Origin of the sequence: Streptomyces sp. NPDC005438 (assembly GCF_040606315.1) — a bacterium.
GTDB lineage: Bacteria > Actinomycetota > Actinomycetes > Streptomycetales > Streptomycetaceae > Streptomyces.
The window spans coordinates 986681-1003881 of sequence record NZ_JBEXEP010000001.1 but is presented as its reverse complement, the minus strand read 5'-3'; the positions used below and the strand labels follow the sequence as shown (position 1 = coordinate 1003881).

The following is a 17201-nucleotide window of genomic DNA, read 5'->3' as shown; positions in this document are numbered from 1 at the left end:
GGACGCCCAGCGCGCCGCCCCGGGGTTCCGCGACCCCGGGGCGGGCGGTGTTGCCGCTGTCGCGGCCGGGCGTGGACGCCCGGAGGGGCTCAGCCCTCGGGCAGACGCTCCAACTGGTCCCTGATGCGGGCGATCTCGGCCTCCGCCACGGCCTGGCGGTCCCGGATCTTCTCCACCACCTGTTCGGGAGCCTTGGCCAGGAAGCCCTCGTTGCCGAGCTTGGCCGAGGTCTGCTTCAGCTCCTTCTCGGCCGCCGCCAGGTCCTTGGTGAGGCGCTTGCGTTCGGCCGCGAAGTCGATGGCGCCGGACAGGTCCAGGGCCACCTCGACGCCAGCGATGGGCAGCGAGGCGGTGGCGCTGAAGCTCTCGCCCTCGGGCTCCAGGCGCAGCAGGGACCGCATGGCCTCCTCGTGGGCGTCCAGGGGAAGGCCCTGTTCGGCGTCCCGGTCGACCACGATCCGGGCGGGAACCCGCTGGCCGGGCTGGAGCCCCTGGTCAGCACGGAACCGTCGGACCTCGGTGATCACCTGGCGCAGCAGGGCCAGTTCGGCCTCGGCGGCGGGGTCACGGAAACCGGTGTCCTCCGGCCAGTCCGCGATCACCAGGGACTCGCCCCCGGTCAGGTGGGTCCACAGGGTCTCGGTGACGAAGGGGATCACCGGGTGCAGCAGCCGCAGGGTGGTGTCCAGGACCTCTCCCAGCACCCGGCGGGACACCTCGGCCGGACGGCCGCCGCGCTGGAAGGTGGTCTTGGACAGTTCCACGTACCAGTCGAACACCTCGTCCCAGGCGAAGTGGAAGAGGGCGTCGCTGAGTTTGGCGAACTGGTAGTCCTCGTAGTGGGCGTCGACCTCGGCCACCACCGAGTTCAGCCGGGACAGGATCCAGCGGTCGGTGGCGGACAGCTCCCCGGTGTCGGGCAGCGGGCCCTCCACGGTCGCCCCGTTCATCAGGGCGAACCGGGTGGCGTTCCAGACCTTGTTGGCGAAGTTACGGGACGCCTGGACCCAGTCCTCGCCGATCGGGACGTCCACCCCGGGGTTGGCGCCCCGGGCGAGGGTGAAGCGCAGGGCGTCCGACCCGTAGGAGTCCATCCAGTCCAGCGGGTTGACCGCGTTGCCGAAGGACTTGGACATCTTCTTGCCGAACTGGTCGCGCACCATGCCGTGCAGGGCGATGGTGTGGAACGGCGGGGTGCCGTCCATCGCGTACAGCCCGAACATCATCATCCTGGCGACCCAGAAGAAGAGGATGTCGTATCCGGTGACCAGGACCGAGTTCGGATAGAACCGCTCCAGGCTCTCGGTCCGGTCGGGCCAGCCGAGTGTGGAGAAGGGCCACAGGCCGGAGGAGAACCAGGTGTCCAGGACGTCCTCGTCCTGCCGCCAGCCCTCGCCGCTGGGTGGCTCCTCGTCGGGGCCGACGCACACCACCTCGCCCGCCGGGCCGTACCAGACGGGGATGCGGTGCCCCCACCACAGCTGGCGGGAGATGCACCAGTCGTGGAGGTTGTCGACCCAGCCGAAGTACCGGGACTCCATCTCCTTGGGGTGGATGGCCACCCGCCCGTCGCGCACCGCGTCGCCGGCGGCCTCGGCCAGCGGTCCGACCTTCACCCACCACTGCAGGGACAGCCGGGGCTCGATGGTGGTCTTGCAGCGCGAACAGCGACCGACGGAGTGGGCGTAGGGCCGCTTCTCGGCCACCACCCGGCCCTCGGCCCGCAGCGCGCCGACCACGGCCGAGCGCGCCTCCAACCGGTCCTGCCCCTCGAAGGGGCCGGGGGCGGTGATCACCGCGTGCTCGTCCATCACCGTGAGGTTGGGCAGGCCGTGGCGCTGACCGATCTCGAAGTCGTTGGGGTCGTGGGCCGGGGTGACCTTGACCGCGCCGGTGCCGAACTCGGGGTCCACGTGGGCGTCGGCCACCACCGGGATACGGCGGCCGGTGAGCGGCAACTCGATCTCGGTGCCCACCAGGTGGGCGTAGCGTTCGTCCTCGGGGTGCACCGCGATCGCGGTGTCGCCGAGCATGGTCTCCGCCCGGGTGGTGGCGACCACGATGGAGGCGTCACCCTCGCCGTAGCGGATGGACACCAACTCGCCGTCCTGCTCGGTGTACTCGACCTCGATGTCGGAGATCGCGGTGAGGCAGCGGGGGCACCAGTTGATGATCCGCTCGGCGCGGTAGATCAGCTCGTCCTCGTAGAGCCGCTTGAAGATGGTCTGGACGGCGCGGGAGAGCCCCTCGTCCATGGTGAACCGCTCGCGGGACCAGGCGACTCCGTCGCCCAGCCGCCGCATCTGTCCGAGGATCTGCCCGCCGGACTCGGCCTTCCACTCCCAGACCCGCTCGACGAAGGCCTCCCGGCCCAGGTCGTGCCGGGACTTGCCCTCCTTGCCCAGCTCGCGCTCGACCACGTTCTGGGTGGCGATGCCGGCGTGGTCCATGCCGGGCTGCCAGAGGGTCTCGTACCCCTGCATCCGCTTGCGCCGGGTCAGCGCGTCGATGAGCGTGTGCTCGAAGGCGTGCCCCAGGTGCAGGCTTCCGGTGACGTTCGGGGGCGGGATGACGATGATGTACGGGTCCTTGGGGCTCTTGGGATCGGCCTCGAAGTAGCCCCGTTCTACCCAGCGCTCGTACAGCCGCCCCTCTACCTCAGCCGGTGCGTACTGAGTCGGTAGTGCGGAGGGGTTGCCGTTCGATGGCGCGGCCTGTCGGGAGGCCGGGCTCTGCTGAGTGTTCTCGGTCACGGCGCTCAGTGTACGGGCGGCGGTACGGCGCACTCGAACCGGTTTCACCGCACCGAGGACGGGCGGGCACCCTCTTGGGGAGGATGGGGTACGCGGGCAGCAGGTTCCCGCACAGGAGGGGATTCAGGACCATGAGCTTTCAGCAGCCGCCACCGGGCCCGTACGGACAGCAGCCGGGGCCCTACGGCCACCCGCCACCGGCCCAGCCCAACCCCTACGCCCAGCCCTCCTACGGCCCCCCGCCGTACGGCCAGGCCCCCGGCGGCGGTGGCTACCCACCCGGCCCCTACGGTCAGCCCGGCCCTCCCCCGCCGGGCCGGGGCGGTCGGGGTCGGGGCCTCGCGGTGGCCCTCGGGGTCCTGGGGCTGGCCGGCGTCCTGGTGGCCGCACTGCTGGTCGTGGGCGCGGGCGACGAGGAGGGCAACGGCGGTGACGGGGACGGGAGTCGGCGGGAGCGGGTGGCCGGCGCCGAACGGTACAAGCTGGTCCTCAAGTCCCGGGTGCTGAGCGAGTTCACCCGGAAGGACGTGAAGAACGAGAACAGCCGGCTCCACCTGCCCGAGGAGGAGGGCCCGTTGCTCGGTGTGCGGGACTCCCACCAGATCGAGGGCACCTACGCCAACGCCGCGCTCCGCGTACCCCCGGACGGGACGGCCCCCGAGGAGGACGGCCCGGAGGGTGACACGGACGGCAGCACAGACGGCGGCACGGGGGACGACACCGAGACGGTGGCCCTCACCGAGCCGGCCGCCGAAGGTGACCGCAGGGCCGTGGTCGTCAACGGCTACTGGGGGCGGGTGGCCGACCCCGACTCCGCCGTGGACCTCTACTTCGCCAAGCTCAACGAGAACGCGGGCGGCCGAACGCCCATGGTGGACCGTCCCGAACCACAGCACCCGGCCGGGCTGGGTGACGGCGTGATGAAGTGCCAGCTGATGCGCAGCTCCACCTCGGCCAGCCGGGACGAGGCGATGCCGGTGTGCGTGTGGGGAGACGCCCACACCCTCAACGCGGTGCTGTACGTGGCGGAGACCCCGGCCGGCTCCCCGGGGCCCTCGCTGGCCGAGGGCGCGCGGAAGGCCACCGAACTACGTCGGGAGATACGGGTCGCCCGCTGAGGGACCCGGACACGGATCGAGGGGCCGGCCGGTGCGGCTGGCCCCTCGTCGTACTCCTCGGCGGTGCGCCGAACTCCGGTAGCGGGGTGGGCACTTCGCGGCCCACCCGGGCACCTCGGAGCGCTCAGGCGCTCTTCTCGTGCCGCCTGTGGTCGTCGCCGCGGTTGCGCGGCACCAGGGTGGGGTTGACGTTGGAGTGGACGGCCTCCTCGGTGATGACCACGCGCTCCACGTCCTTGCGTGAGGGCACCTCGTACATCACGGACTGGAGGACCTCCTCCATGATGGCCCGCAGCCCTCGGGCCCCGGTGCCACGGAGGATGGCCTGGTCGGCGATGGCCTCCAGGGCCGGCCGGTCGAAGTCCAGTTCCACACCGTCGAGTTCGAAGAGTCGTTGGTACTGCTTCACCAGGGCGTTGCGCGGCTCCATCAGGATCTGCAGCAGCGCCTCACGGTCGAGGTTGCGCACCGAGGTGATCACCGGGAGGCGGCCGATGAACTCCGGGATCATCCCGAACTTCACCAGGTCCTCCGGCATGACCTCCTCGAACTGGTTGCTGGCCTCGATCTCCCGCTTGGAGCGGATGTTGGCGCCGAAGCCGATGCCCTTGGCGCCCGCGCGGGACTCGATGATCTTCTCCAGACCCGCGAAGGCACCGCCCACGATGAACAGCACGTTGGTGGTGTCGATCTGGATGAACTCCTGGTGCGGGTGCTTGCGCCCGCCCTGCGGTGGCACCGAGGCGGTGGTGCCCTCCAGGATCTTCAACAGCGCCTGCTGCACGCCCTCCCCGGAGACGTCCCGGGTGATCGAGGGGTTCTCACTCTTACGAGCGACCTTGTCGATCTCGTCGATGTAGATGATGCCGGTCTCGGCCTTCTTGACGTCGTAGTCAGCGGCCTGGATCAGCTTCAGCAGGATGTTCTCCACGTCCTCGCCGACGTACCCGGCCTCGGTGAGGGCCGTGGCGTCGGCGATGGCGAAGGGGACGTTGAGCATCCGGGCGAGGGTCTGGGCCAGCAGCGTCTTGCCGGAACCGGTGGGGCCCAGCAGGAGGATGTTGGACTTGGCCAGCTCGATGGCGTCGTCCCGCCCCTGCGGGCCGCCGTTCTCGCCGGCCTGGACCCGCTTGTAGTGGTTGTAGACGGCCACCGAGAGCGCCTTCTTGGCGGCTTCCTGGCCGACGACGTAGCTCTCCAGGAACTCGTAGATCTCCCGGGGCTTGGGAAGGTCGTCCCAGCGCACCTCGGAGGACTCGGCCAGCTCCTCCTCGATGATCTCATTGCACAGGTCAATGCACTCGTCACAGATGTAGACGCCGGGACCCGCGATGAGCTTCTTCACCTGCTTCTGGCTCTTACCGCAGAACGAGCACTTGAGCAGATCGCCGCCATCACCGATGCGTGCCACGAGGTGCTTCCCCTTCGCCTGGGATCCGTCGAGCCTCGACGAACCGAGGTACGTGCACTCCGACGGTACCTTGCCCGACCCCCGGAGTGGGCCCCCCTTGGCGGGACGCGATCCGATCGGTAGCCAGGGTCGCGCCTCACGAGTGGGGCAGATGCAGAGTTCAGTACACCGCCCGAGCCCCGGTCCTAGGCCCCGGAACGTGAACGGCCGATCAGGAGACGGTACGCCAGGGTGGCCGGGGTCGCGTGGACCGGGCGGGGGCTCGATGTCGTTGCCGGACCCTCCACACCGGGCCCGCTCACCCTCGGTGGCCCACCCCCGGGAAGATCGCCGGGAAGGGCAACGTATCCCCTGGTCAGAGGCCTCCGCACAGAGCACGGGAGCCGTCCGCCATGGAGTACGAGGACCCCGAATCCGGCAACCTGGGTCCTTCCGGTCCCCCACACCAGCGGCATGGAACCGGCCAACGGAGCCCGTACTGTTCGCTTTCAGCGCAGGGGCTCCGACCGGGCCGGTCACCCCGTGCCGAAGGCCGACGAGGAGCCGGCGGAGAAAGGCCGAGGGCCCGCGTGCGTCCACACACGGGCCCTCGGCGAATCCGAACGGAACTAGGGAGTTCCGGGTGGCCCCGGAGCCGTCAGCCCGAGGCCGAACTCCCCCTGTCAGCCGGCTCAGTTGTCGGCGCTCTCGGCCTTCTTGTCGCCCTTGTCGGCGGACTCGGCCTTGTCGGCCTCCTCCGTCGCGGAGTCGTCCGAGGAGGCTTCCACGACCTCGGCGTCCTCGGTGTCCTCGTCGTCCTCCAGGTCGACGACCTCACCGTTGGAGTCGGTGACCTTGGCCTTCTCCACCACGGTGGCCAGGGCCTTGCCCCGGGAGACCTCGCCGACCAGCATCGGCACCTGGTTGCTCTCCACCACGGCCTGGGCGAACTGGTCCGGGCTCATGCCGGAGGACTGGGCACGACGGACGAGGTGCTCGGTCAGCTCTTCCTGGCTGACGTTGAGCTTCTCCTCCTTGACCAGCTCGTCCAGGACGAACTGGGTCTTGATGCCCCGCTCCGCCTGCTCCCTCAGCTCGTTGTCGAAGTCCTCCTCGGACTTCTCCTGGAGGCTGAGGTAGGTGGCCAGGTCCATGCCCATCTGGGCCAGCTGGTGGTTCACCAGGTTGTGCTTGCGGGTCTCGATCTCGTCGTTCAGCAGCTTCTGCGGGACGGGGACCTCGACCAGCTCGATCAGCGCGTCCAGCACCTTCTCCTGGGCGGCGGTGGCCTGCTCGTACTTCTTGGACTGCTCCAGCCGCTTGCGGCTGTCCTGGCGCAGCTCCTCGATGGTGTCGAACTCGCTGGCCTGCTGGGCGAAGTCGTCGTCCAGCTCGGGCAGTTCGCGGGCGGAGACGCTGATCACGTCCACCTTGATCTCCGCCTCCTTACCGGCGGCGGAGCCGCCCTTCAGCTCGGAGGTGAAGGTGGTGCTGGCGCCGGCCTCCAGGCCGGTGACGGCCTCGTCGATGCCGTCCAGCAGGTCGCCGGAACCGATGGTGTAGTCGAAGCCCTTGGCGACACCGTCCTCCAGGACCTCGCCGTCGACCTTGGCCTCAAGGTCGATCTTCACCACGTCGCCCTCGGCGGCGGCCCGCTCCACGACGGTGGTGGTGGCGAAGCGCTCACGGAGCTGGGTCACGGCCTCGTCGACGTTCTCGTCGGTGACCTCGACCGCGTCGACGGTCACCTCGATACCGGAGTAGTCCGGGATCTCCAGCGCCGGCCGCACGTCCACCTCGGCGGTGAAGGAGAGCAGCTCGTTGTCCTTCAGCTCGGTGATGTCCACCTCGGGCTGACCGAGCGGGCTCAGCTCACCCTCCTCGACGGCGCTCTGGTAGAGCCTGGGCAGCGCGTCGTTGACGGCCTCCTCCAGCACGGCACCCCGGCCGAAGCGCTGGTCGATCACCCGAGCCGGGATCTTGCCCTTGCGGAAGCCAGGCACCGTGACCTGCTGGTTGATCTTCTTGTACGCCGCGTCGAGGCTTTCCTTCAGCTCCTCGAAGGGCACCTCCACAGTGAGCCGAACCCGAGTCGGGTCCAGGTTCTCCACGGCGCTCTTCACGGTCGATCTCCTTGGGGCTGGCTGCAAAGGGTTCAAAAGAGGGGGCGCCCCGTATGCGACTCGTACTCAAGCGGACACGACACAGGCACGCGCGTTGTCATACTACGTGGTCGGGGTGGCCGGATTCGAACCGACGACCTTCCGCTCCCAAAGCGGACGCGCTACCAAGCTGCGCCACACCCCGTCGGTGCGAGACGTAGCGTACATGCCGTACGATGCAGTCCGTGCCGCGGTGATCGTCATCCCGATCCGGGGCCACAAGCGGGCGTAGCTCAATGGTAGAGCCCTGGTCTTCCAAACCAGCTACGCGGGTTCGATTCCCGTCGCCCGCTCCGTTCACGCTCAGGACCCGTGCTCAGGCACGGGTCCTGAGCTTTTTGGCTTGGGCGTCCAAACCAAACGCAGAAAGAGGGGCCGACCGCCCACCAGGCGCCGAGCGCGGACGGAGAACGGTCAACCAGGGTCCCCGACCGCCGAGTTGGCCGTAGGGGTGGTGGGCGGCGGGTCGGCCGCGCGTCAGAAGCGGATGTTGTTGATGGTCTCGGCGACCGAGTTGAGGAAGTTGTTGATGGTCGGGGCCATGCCCGTGGACGCCAGGAAGAAGCCGAACAGCACCGCGACCGCGGCCGGCCCGGGCTTGATCGCTCCGCCGCGGACCATCACGACGAGGACGACCGCCAACAGAACCACCGCTGAGATCGAGATGGCCACAACTGATCACACCCTCGGTCGACAAACTCCTGGCCCCGGGCTCATGCGCCAACTCCCCGGAACCACCACCATCGTTCCACCATCGTGCCACCAACTAACGCCCGCGCAGGGCCTGATGGGCGTTTCGCGGTGCCCGCGCGAGCCACAAAGCGGGAGAAGGCGAACATCACATCCGACGCCCGGACGGCCGACAATTCCGACCTATGCCGCCCCGACCACCACTGATCACTCTGGGTGAATTCGCGAAAGCACTTCGTAGACCTGCTGCCCGATTGGTGGACCTGGGGATGCGGAACAGGCACTTTGCCCGCAGAATCCCTGTCAGGGCACCATAACCAGCGGCGGTACGTGGGCAGTTGCACACGGGCCAAGGCGTTTGCCGAAGGCATGGCGGGTGCCGCCCGGGGTAGTCGAACCGACGACAGCGAAGAATTTACGAGCAACGGGGTTCAACGCTATGGTGCGGCAGATGTTGCACGCCGGTTATGAGCGAGCCCCCCTTCCGCCCGCGCAGGACGAGGAAGCTCCGCGGGAGGCGTCCGACGCGACGGCCCAACGAAGGGGACGGCGGTCCGGCAAGACGAAGGACGGCAAACAGCGCGACGCCTTCTTCGATAACGCCAAGTATCTGGCGATCGTGCTGGTTGCCCTGGGCCATGCCTGGGAGCCGCTGCGCGACGAGTCCAGGGCCGCCTCAGCTCTCTACTTCGTCGTTTACACCTTCCATATGCCGGCGTTCATTCTGATCTCCGGCTACTTCTCACGCAGCTTCGAGGGCAAGCCGCACCAGATCAAGCGGCTGATCACGGGCATCGCGGTGCCGTACGTGGTCTTCGAGGTCGCCTACACCCTCTTCAAACGCTGGGCCAACGACGACCCGGGCTACCCGGTGTCGCTGCTGGACCCCTGGTACCTCACCTGGTTCCTGGCCGCCCTGTTCATCTGGCGGCTGACCACCCCGGTGTGGAAGATGGTCCGCTGGCCGATCCCGCTGGCCCTGGCCATCGCCGTACTGGCCTCGGTGTCCGAGGACATCGGTGACGACCTGGACCTCCAGCGGGTCCTGCAGTTCATGCCGTTCTTCGTGGTCGGGCTGTTCCTCAAGCCGGAGCACTTCAAGCTGGTCCAGACGTGGCGGGCCCGCTGGCTGTCGCTGCCGGTCTTCGCCGTGGCCATGCTGTTCGCCTACTGGGCGGCTCCTCGGATGACCGCCGCCTGGTTCTACCGCAGGGACAGCGCCCAGGAGCTGGGTGCCCCCTGGTGGACCGGCGGCATCATGACGGTGGCCCTGTTCGGTTGCTCCATGGTGCTGGTGGCCTGCTTCCTCGCCTGGGTGCCCCGCCGACACATGTGGTTCACCCTGCTGGGGGCCGGCACGCTCTACGGCTACCTGCTGCACGGCTTCCTGGCCAAGGGCTCCCGCTTCTGGGACTGGTACGACGTGGCCTGGGTGCACACCCCGATGGGTGCCATAGCGGTCACCCTGATCGCCGCTTCGGTGATCACGGCGCTGTGCACCACTCCGGTACAACGGGCCTTCCGTTTCGTCATGGAGCCCAAGATGGAGTGGGCGTTCAAGCGGGACGCCGCCCAGCTGGCGAAGGAACGCGCCAAGGCGGGTCGCTGACCCTCGCCCGTCCGCGCGCACCCACTGAGGACCGACCCGTTCGTGGCCCGGAGAGTTCGCTCTCCGGGCCACACGGCTGTCACGGGCCGGTTCCGTCCCCGCCCGGCTCGGGCCCCCGTGGGCCGGGCACCCGTCAGCGGAGGCTGGACGGACGGAGCCGTCGGGGAGGGGGGCGGCGGGGCAGCCGGCTCAGGAGCGGGTGAGCAACAGCAGGGCACGGTCGTCGTTGACGTCCCGGGCCACCGCCTCGATCAGGTGCCAGGCGGCGCCGGCGAACCCGGAGGAGACGTAGTGGTCGGCCTCCCCGACCAGCCGGTCGATGCCCTCGCTCAGATCCCGGTCAGCGGTCTCCACCAGACCGTCGGTGAACAGCATCAGTACGTCACCCCGGCCGAGGGTGCCCTTGAGGGGTTCGAACTCGGCCCCGTCGTAGACGCCCAGCAGGGGCCCCTCGGGGGCCTTCTCCTCCCAGCGGCCGGTGTTGCTGTTCAGCTGCATGACCGGTACGTGTCCGGCCGAGTACAGCTCGTAGTTTCCGGTGTTCAGGTCCAGTACGAGGTGGACGGAGGTGGCGAACCCCTCCTGCCACTCCTGACGGAGCAGGTAGCCGTTGGCCGCGGGCAGGAACTCCCTGGGCGGCAACGAGCCCAGCAGCCCCCCGAAGGCCCCGGACAACAGCAGGGCGCGCGAGGCGGCGTCCATGCCCTTGCCGGACACGTCGGTGAGCACGATCTCCAGCCGCTCCCGGGCGGGGCCGGTACGGGCGGCCACCACGAAGTCGCCCGAGAAGGACTGGCCGCCCGCCGGCCGGAGCGACATCTCACGGTGCCAACCCCTGGGCAGGGGTGGGAGTTTGCTCTGTACCCGGATGCGTTCCCTGAGGTCGAACAGCATGGTGCCGCCGCGTCGCCACGGCACCCCGACCCGGCTGCGGAACTGGGCGATCAGCAGCCCGGACAGGCCCACCGCGGCAACGACCAGGATGGTTCCGGGAGTTACCCGTCCGGCGCCGTCGGTGTAGGGGCCGAGCACCCACGCCTCGACCATCAGGGCACTGGCCGCCACGGTGTACAGGGCGACCAGGCTGGCCGGACGCAGCAGCAGCCCGCCGGCCACGATGGGCAGCACCAGCGCCTCGGGCGCGAAGATCAGGGGGTTGCGGGTGGTGGCGTAGGAGAGCGCGGGGATGGTCAGCAGCAGGACCGTGAGGGCCGCCCAGTCGGAACCGCCACCCCGGAAGTAGTCGACGGCGGATCGGCGCACGGTGACGCGGACCCGGTGGAGCGCCTTGCGCCCCCGCATCCGTGTCGTCCGCAGAGCGGACCCCGCCCGACCTACCCACATGGCTTCGGACCTTATCCACCGTTCGGTGGCACGTCGATTCCCGTTGCGGTATCGAGTCCGAGAGGGTGCCGTCGGATGCCGCTCGGGGGCGCCGTACTCGCTCCCACTCTCCAACGTCCCGACGGTTGTTCGGTCCTGGGCGCTCAGCGACGTTGGCAGTCGGGGCACCAGAACAGGTTGCGGGCCGCCAGGTCGGCGGTACGCACCTCCGCCCCGCAGACGTGGCAGGGCTGACGGGCACGGCGGTAGACGTACACCTCTCCCCCGTGGTCGTCGACCCGGGGCGCCCGGGACATCGCCTCCGGGGTGTGCTCGGGCCGTACGGTGTCGATGCGGTTGTCCCGCACCCCCTGGCGCATCAGCGCGCACAGGTCGGCCCACACCTCCTCCCACTCCCGCCGGGTCAGCTCACGTCCCGGGCGGTAGGGGTCGATGCCGTGGCGAAAGAGGACCTCGGCCCGGTAGACGTTGCCGACCCCGGCGACCACCTTCTGGTCCAGCAACAGCGCGGCCACCGACACCCGACTGCGGCTGATGCGGGACCAGGCGCGGTCGGGGTCGGCGTCCGCGCGCAGCGGGTCGGGGCCCAGCCGGTCACCGACCCCGGCCTTCTCCTTGTCGGTGAGCACCTCGCAGCGGGTGGGCCCGCGCAGGTCGGCGTGGTGGGCGGGCGGCTGGTCGGGGTCGGCGCCGCCGACCATCCGCAGCCGTATCTGGCCGGTGGGTGCCGGCGGTCGTCCGGTACCGAAGCGCAGGGTGCCGTACAGACCGAGGTGGATGTGCACCCAGTCCAGGTCACCGGCGCTGGCAGGACCGGCGAACCCCAGGAAGAGGTGCTTGCCGTGGGCGTCGGTCTCCACCAGGGGCCGCCCGTCCAGCCGTGCGGCCGACTCGGTGAAACGGCCCTGGGGACTGCTGGTGCGCACCGGCCACCCACCGAAGCGCTCACCGATGTCCTGGGCGAGCCGGTGGATCGTGTGTCCCTCGGGCATGGCGGACGGATTCCTTCGCTGGGTGGGGCCGGTTCGCTGGGCCGGTCAGTCGCGGTGCGGGTGGTGTTCGGGGATGGGCGGCATGGTGCCGGCCATCTCGTAGCCGGAGAGCATGTCGATGCGGCGCACATGGCGTTCGTCACCGGTGAAGGCGGTGTCCAGGAAGACCTCCAGGAACCGCACCGCGTCCTCGGTGGGGTGCATCCGGGCGCCGATGCTCAGCACGTTGGCGTTGTTGTGCTCCCGGGCCAGGGTCGCGGTCTCCTCGCTCCAGGCCAGTGCCGCGCGTACTCCGCGCACCTTGTTGGCCGCGATGGCCTCGCCGTTACCGGAGCCCCCGATGACCACGCCGAAGGCCTCGCCGTCGGAGACGGTGCGCTCGGCCGCCCGGAGGCAGAAGGGGGGGTAGTCGTCCTGGGCGTCGTAGATGTGGGGGCCGCAGTCGATGGGCTCGTGGCCTGCCCCCTTCAGCCACTCGACCAGATGGTTCTTGAGTTCGTAGCCGGCATGATCGGAGCCGAGGTACACGCGCATGGGCCGAGTCTATGCGGCGTCCACACGCCCTGGACGCCACCCCGAGCCACCTCGGTCGCCGGTGGACGGCGGCACCTCCCCCCGGATGGGCCGGTGGCGTACGGGGAGGGGGGCGGTTCCCGACGGGACGTCAGCCGGGGGATCGGTTCCGGCCAGTCGTACCACCGCTTCCGACGGAGCGTCGGCTGACGCCGTGTCGGTGGTGGAGGTGCCAGCGCACGGGCCGCCCAACGGTTTTCGACCTTCAGACTGATACCGTCTGAGTGCGAATACTTCGCACCAAGTCGGCCTCGTCAAGAGGTCAACCACCAGCAAGAATGCGGCAAACGTCGAAGGGCGATGCATTCAAAGATGGCGATTTACTCCCTCCCCGAGCTCCCGTACGACTACGCCTCGCTGGAGCCGGTCATCAGCGGCGAGATCATCGAGCTGCACCACGACAAGCACCACGCGGCCTACGTCAAGGGCGCCAACGACACCCTGGAACAGCTCGCGGAAGCCCGCGACAAGGACCAGTGGGGCGCGATCAACGGCCTGGAGAAGAACCTCGCGTTCCACCTCTCCGGCCACATCCTGCACAGCATCTACTGGCACAACATGACCGGTGACGGTGGTGGCGAGCCGCTGGAGAAGGACGGTACCGGCGAGCTGGCCGACGCCATCGCCGAGTCCTTCGGCTCCTTCGCCCGCTTCAAGGCGCAGCTGTCCAAGGCCGCCGCCACCACCCAGGGCTCCGGCTGGGGCGTGCTGGCCTTCGAGCCGGTCACCGGGCGGCTGATCGTGAACCAGGTGTACGACCACCAGGGCAACGTCGGCCAGGGCTCCATCCCGATCCTGGTCTTCGACGCCTGGGAGCACGCCTTCTACCTGCAGTACCGCAACCAGAAGGTGGACTTCGTCGACGCCATGTGGGGCGTCGTCAACTGGCAGGACGTGGCCGCCCGTTACACCGCGGCCAAGCAGCGCAGCAACGAACTGCTCCTGGCCCCCTGACCTCACGGTCCCCGGCCGGCCCCCCGCCCTGAGCGGTGGTGGCCGACCACGGCAGGAGAGCGGCTCCCCGGGTCTCCGCCCGCCCCCACGGCGGACGGGGGACACCCGGGGAGCCGCTTCCCGTTTCGCTCGGGTTCCTCAGGGTTTCCCGGCTCAGTCGAACTGCGGCTCGGCGTCGCGGCTGCGCTTCAACTCGTAGAAGCCGGGCGTGGAGGCGACCAGCAGGGTGCCGTCCCAGAGGCGGGCGGCCTCCTCACCCCGGGGGATGGGGGTGACCACCGGGCCGAAGAAGGCGACCTGCTTCCCGTCCGCGCCGGGTACGGCGATCACCGGGGTGCCCACGTCCTGGCCCACCAGGTCGATGCCGGAGGAGTGGGAGGCCCGCAGTTCCTCGTCGTAGTCGGTGGACTCGGCCGCGTCCGCCAGCTCGGCGGGCAGGTCCAGCTCGGCGAGGGCGCCGCGCACGGCCTCCGCGAAGTCCTTCTCGCCCTCGTTGTGGATCCGGGTGCCGACGGCGGTGTAGTAGCGGCCCAGGGCCTCCGCCCCGTGGTGCCGCTCCACCGCGATGGCCACCCGGACCGGGCCCCAGGCCCGGGCCATCAGCTCGCGGTAGCGCTCGGGCATCTCCTCGTTGTTCTCGTTCAGCACCGCCAGGCTCATCACGTGCCACCGCACCCGCACCGGGCGCTGCTTCTCCACCTCCAGCATCCAGCGGGAGGTCATCCACGCCCAGGGGCAGACGGGGTCGAACCAGAAGTCGGCGGGGGTCTTCTCGGACTGTTCAGACACGACAAACGCTCCTCGTGAGTCAGATCACCTCCCCCTCCAACTCGCGGGCGCGGGCGATCATTCCCACCGGTCACACGTCCGGGCCCACATGTCATCCTGGACGGCGGTCGGGGCGCCGGAGCCCCCTCGTGGGACCGAAGCCTGAGCAAGATCACGAAGACAAGGGAGTCACCCGTGCCGGGAGAGAACCTGACCCGTGAGGAGGCCCGGGAGCGGGCCGCACTGCTGGAGGTGACCGGGTACGAGGTCGCTCTGGACCTGCGGTCCGCGGTGGCCCCGCCACCCGCGAACGGTCCCCGCACCTTCCGCTCCACCACCACCATCCGCTTCCGCTGCGCCCGCGAGGGGGCGTCCAGCTTCGCGGACCTGCTCGCCCCCCACGTCCACTCGGTCACCCTCAACGGCGAGTCCCTGAACGTCGACCGGGTCTTCGACGGCACCCGGATCTCCCTCCCCGGGCTGCGGGGGGAGAACGTACTGGTGGTGGACGCCGCCTGTGCCTACAGCCGCACCGGGGAGGGGCTGCACCACTTCCTGGACCCCGAGGACGGCGAGACCTACCTCTACACCCAGTACGAACCGGCCGACGCCCGGCGGGTGTTCGCCAACTTCGAGCAGCCGGACCTCAAGGCGCCCTTCGACTTCCAGGTGACCGCGCCGGCCGAGTGGACCGTACTGAGCAACGGCGCCCAGCTGGGCGAGCCGACCCCACGGGACGGCGGGGCCGCCGCCACCTGGCGGTTCGCCCGTTCCGAGCCGATCTCCACCTACATCACCGCGGTGATCGCCGGCCCGTACCACCAGGTCACCGACGAGTACCGCCGCACCCTGCCGGACGGCGCCGAACTGCGGGTGCCGCTGGGCGCGTTGTGCCGCAGGGGGCTGGCCAAGCACTTCGACCCCGAGGACGTCTTCCTCATCACCAAGCAGGGCCTGGACTTCTTCCACGACCGGTTCGACTACCCGTACCCCTTCGGCAAGTACGACCAGGTCTTCGTGCCCGAGTACAACCTCGGCGCCATGGAGAACCCCGGCTGTGTCACCTTCCGCGAGGAGTTCGTCTTCCGGGGCAAGGTCACCGACGCGGCCTACGAGAGCCGGGCCAACGTCATCCTGCACGAGATGGCCCACATGTGGTTCGGCGACCTGGTCACCATGGAGTGGTGGGACGACCTGTGGCTCAAGGAGTCCTTCGCCGACTTCATGGGCGCCTTCGCCACCGTGGAGGCCACCCGCTTCGACGACGCGTGGATCACCTTCGCCAACAACCGCAAGTCCTGGGCCTACCGCGCGGACCAGATGCCCTCCACCCACCCGGTCACCGCCGACATCCACGACCTGGAGGACGCCAAGCTCAACTTCGACGGCATCACCTACGCCAAGGGCGCCGCGGTCCTCAAGCAACTGGTCGCCTACGTCGGCCAGGAGGCGTTCCTGGAGGGCGCCCGGCGCTACTTCAAGCGGCACGCCTGGGGCAACACCCGGCTTGAGGACCTGCTGACCGTACTGGAGGAGACCTCCGGTCGGGACATGCGGACCTGGAGCCGGGCCTGGCTCCAGACCTCCGGCGTCAACTCCCTCACCCCGCAGGTCGCCTACGACTCCGAGGGCCGGGTGGTGGAGCTGGCCGTCGCCCAGGAGGCGAGCCCCCCGGCCCACCAGCCGGCCGAGTTCGCCGAGGCCCACACCACCCTGCGCCCGCACCGGGTCGCGGTCGGGCTGTACCGGCGTGACGGGGTCTCCGGCGAACTGGAGCGCTACGCCCGGGCCGAGGTGGACGTGGTCGGCACCCGTACCGTGGTCGAGGAGCTGGCGGGCCAGCCCCGCCCGGACCTGGTCCTGGTCAACGACGAGGACCTGACCTACTGCAAGATCCGCTTCGACGAGGCCTCGCTGGCCACCCTGCGCCAGCACCTCGACGGGCTGACCGACCACCTCGCCCGGGCCCTGTGCTGGTCCGCGCTGTGGAACCTCACCCGCGACGGACTGCTGCCCGCCCGGGACTTCACCGACCTGGTGATCCGGTTCTCCGGCTCCGAGTCGGACATCGGCGTGCTCCAGATGCTGCACGCCTGGGCCCGTACCGCCCTGACCCTCTACACCGCTCCCCCCGGACGCGCGGAGACCCAGCGGGCGCTGGCCGAACTCGGGCTGAGCCAGCTACGGCAGGCCGAGCCCGGCAGCGGGCACCAGCTCGCCTGGGCACGGTTCTTCGTGTCGATGGCCAGCGAGGAACACGACCTGCAACTGCTGTCCGGCCTGCTGGAGGGGCGGGCCCGCATCGACGGGCTGGAGGTCGACCAGGAACTGCGCTGGCGGATCCTGGAACCCCTGGCCGCGCACGGGCGGGTGGGCCGTGAGGAGCTGGCCGCCGAGCTGCGCCGGGACGACACCGCCTCGGGCCAGCGGCACCAGGTGCGCTGCCTGGCCTCGCGCCCGGACCCGGACGTCAAGGCCGAGTGCTGGCGGGCGGTCGTGGAGGACGACGCGTTGTCCAACGCGCTGGTGGAGGCCACCATCGACGGCTTCCACCAGGACAGCCAGCGCGCGCTGACCGCCCCGTACACCTCCCGCTACTTCGAGGTGATCGAGGACTGCTGGAACCGCCGCTCCATCCAGATCGGCATGTCGATCGTGCGGGGGCTGTTCCCCTCGTACCAGGTGGACCAGGAGACGCTGGACGCCACCGACGGCTGGCTGGCGGACCACCCCGACTCGGCGCCGGCGCTCCGCCGGCTGGTGCTGGAGGCCCGGGACGACCTGGCCAGGGCGCTCAGGGCTCGCCGTCACGACCAACTGCCCGACTGAGCGGGCGGGTCGAGCGAAA

The 17201-nt window shown here is 69.7% G+C and carries 12 protein-coding genes and 2 tRNA genes; 5 read left to right on the top strand and 9 right to left on the bottom strand.

All coding sequences use genetic code 11. The annotated features are described in order from the left end of the window. Window positions 1-89: 89 nt before the first annotated feature. A complete protein-coding gene (locus tag ABZT14_RS04170) occupies window positions 90-2753 on the bottom strand; it encodes a valine--tRNA ligase (protein ID WP_356296593.1) in 2664 nt (887 codons plus the stop codon). A 131-nt stretch (window positions 2754-2884) separates the two neighbouring features. Here ABZT14_RS04170 and ABZT14_RS04165 point away from each other — a divergent pair, with 131 nt between their 5' ends. Beyond that, on the top strand, window positions 2885-3871 hold the full coding sequence (locus ABZT14_RS04165) for a hypothetical protein (protein ID WP_356296590.1): 987 nt from the start codon (window positions 2885-2887) through the stop codon (window positions 3869-3871). Window positions 3872-3995: 124 nt separating this feature from the next. Here ABZT14_RS04165 and clpX read toward each other — a convergent pair whose 3' ends face one another. The 3 genes from clpX to ABZT14_RS04150 form a co-directional block, all read right to left on the bottom strand. Further along, complete coding sequence (gene clpX / locus ABZT14_RS04160) at window positions 3996-5282, bottom strand: ATP-dependent Clp protease ATP-binding subunit ClpX (protein WP_356296588.1); 1287 nt, start codon at window positions 5280-5282, stop codon at window positions 3996-3998. A gap of 671 nt (window positions 5283-5953) precedes the next feature. After that, window positions 5954-7384 carry a trigger factor gene (gene tig / locus ABZT14_RS04155; RefSeq protein WP_356296586.1) on the bottom strand — a complete coding sequence of 477 codons (1431 nt, stop codon included), beginning with the start codon at window positions 7382-7384 and terminating at the stop codon, window positions 5954-5956. A gap of 107 nt (window positions 7385-7491) precedes the next feature. Next, window positions 7492-7568: transfer RNA gene (locus tag ABZT14_RS04150), tRNA-Pro, on the bottom strand. A 77-nt stretch (window positions 7569-7645) separates the two neighbouring features. Between ABZT14_RS04150 and ABZT14_RS04145 the strand changes: the two genes are divergently transcribed. Further along, window positions 7646-7716 (top strand) — tRNA-Gly (locus ABZT14_RS04145). Window positions 7717-7900: 184 nt separating this feature from the next. Here ABZT14_RS04145 and ABZT14_RS04140 read toward each other — a convergent pair. Continuing rightward, a complete protein-coding gene (locus tag ABZT14_RS04140; RefSeq protein ID WP_356296583.1) occupies window positions 7901-8095 on the bottom strand; it encodes a hypothetical protein in 195 nt (64 codons plus the stop codon). 469 nt (window positions 8096-8564) lie between these two features. On the opposite strand from ABZT14_RS04140, the gene ABZT14_RS04135 reads away from it, so the two are divergent. Beyond that, window positions 8565-9722, top strand: a complete 1158-nt coding sequence (locus ABZT14_RS04135; RefSeq protein WP_356296580.1) for an acyltransferase family protein — start codon at window positions 8565-8567, stop codon at window positions 9720-9722. Window positions 9723-9911: 189 nt separating this feature from the next. Here ABZT14_RS04135 and ABZT14_RS04130 read toward each other — a convergent pair whose 3' ends face one another. From ABZT14_RS04130 to ABZT14_RS04120, 3 genes are all read right to left on the bottom strand, one after another. Then, the gene (locus tag ABZT14_RS04130) at window positions 9912-11024 is read right to left on the bottom strand and encodes a PP2C family protein-serine/threonine phosphatase (RefSeq protein ID WP_356296578.1); all 1113 of its coding nucleotides are present in this window, start codon (window positions 11022-11024) and stop codon (window positions 9912-9914) included. 185 nt (window positions 11025-11209) lie between these two features. Further along, complete coding sequence (locus tag ABZT14_RS04125; RefSeq protein WP_356296576.1) at window positions 11210-12058, bottom strand: DNA-formamidopyrimidine glycosylase family protein; 849 nt, start codon at window positions 12056-12058, stop codon at window positions 11210-11212. Between the two features lie 45 nt (window positions 12059-12103). Then, entirely contained in the window at window positions 12104-12592 is a 489-nt protein-coding gene (locus ABZT14_RS04120; protein WP_356296573.1) for a ribose-5-phosphate isomerase, read from the bottom strand. Window positions 12593-12943: 351 nt separating this feature from the next. Between ABZT14_RS04120 and ABZT14_RS04115 the strand changes: the two genes are divergently transcribed. Continuing rightward, window positions 12944-13585 carry a superoxide dismutase gene (locus tag ABZT14_RS04115; protein WP_356296570.1) on the top strand — a complete coding sequence of 214 codons (642 nt, stop codon included), beginning with the start codon at window positions 12944-12946 and terminating at the stop codon, window positions 13583-13585. A 153-nt stretch (window positions 13586-13738) separates the two neighbouring features. Here ABZT14_RS04115 and ABZT14_RS04110 read toward each other — a convergent pair whose 3' ends face one another. Continuing rightward, on the bottom strand, window positions 13739-14374 hold the full coding sequence (locus tag ABZT14_RS04110; protein ID WP_356296567.1) for a DsbA family protein: 636 nt from the start codon (window positions 14372-14374) through the stop codon (window positions 13739-13741). A 174-nt stretch (window positions 14375-14548) separates the two neighbouring features. Between ABZT14_RS04110 and pepN the strand changes: the two genes are divergently transcribed. Further along, window positions 14549-17182: an aminopeptidase N gene (pepN, locus tag ABZT14_RS04105; RefSeq protein ID WP_356296564.1), complete on the top strand. Its 2634-nt coding sequence runs from the start codon at window positions 14549-14551 to the stop codon at window positions 17180-17182. Window positions 17183-17201 lie beyond the last annotated feature (19 nt).

Coding starts and splice junctions, on each gene's coding strand:
- ABZT14_RS04165 (WP_356296590.1), top strand. CDS start 2,885: ATGAGCTTTCAGCAGCCGCCACCGGGCCCGTACGGACAGCAGCCGGGG.
- ABZT14_RS04135 (WP_356296580.1), top strand. CDS start 8,565: ATGTTGCACGCCGGTTATGAGCGAGCCCCCCTTCCGCCCGCGCAGGAC.
- ABZT14_RS04130 (WP_356296578.1), bottom strand. CDS start 11,024: ATGCGGGGGCGCAAGGCGCTCCACCGGGTCCGCGTCACCGTGCGCCGA.
- ABZT14_RS04125 (WP_356296576.1), bottom strand. CDS start 12,058: ATGCCCGAGGGACACACGATCCACCGGCTCGCCCAGGACATCGGTGAG.
- ABZT14_RS04120 (WP_356296573.1), bottom strand. CDS start 12,592: ATGCGCGTGTACCTCGGCTCCGATCATGCCGGCTACGAACTCAAGAAC.
- ABZT14_RS04115 (WP_356296570.1), top strand. CDS start 12,944: ATGGCGATTTACTCCCTCCCCGAGCTCCCGTACGACTACGCCTCGCTG.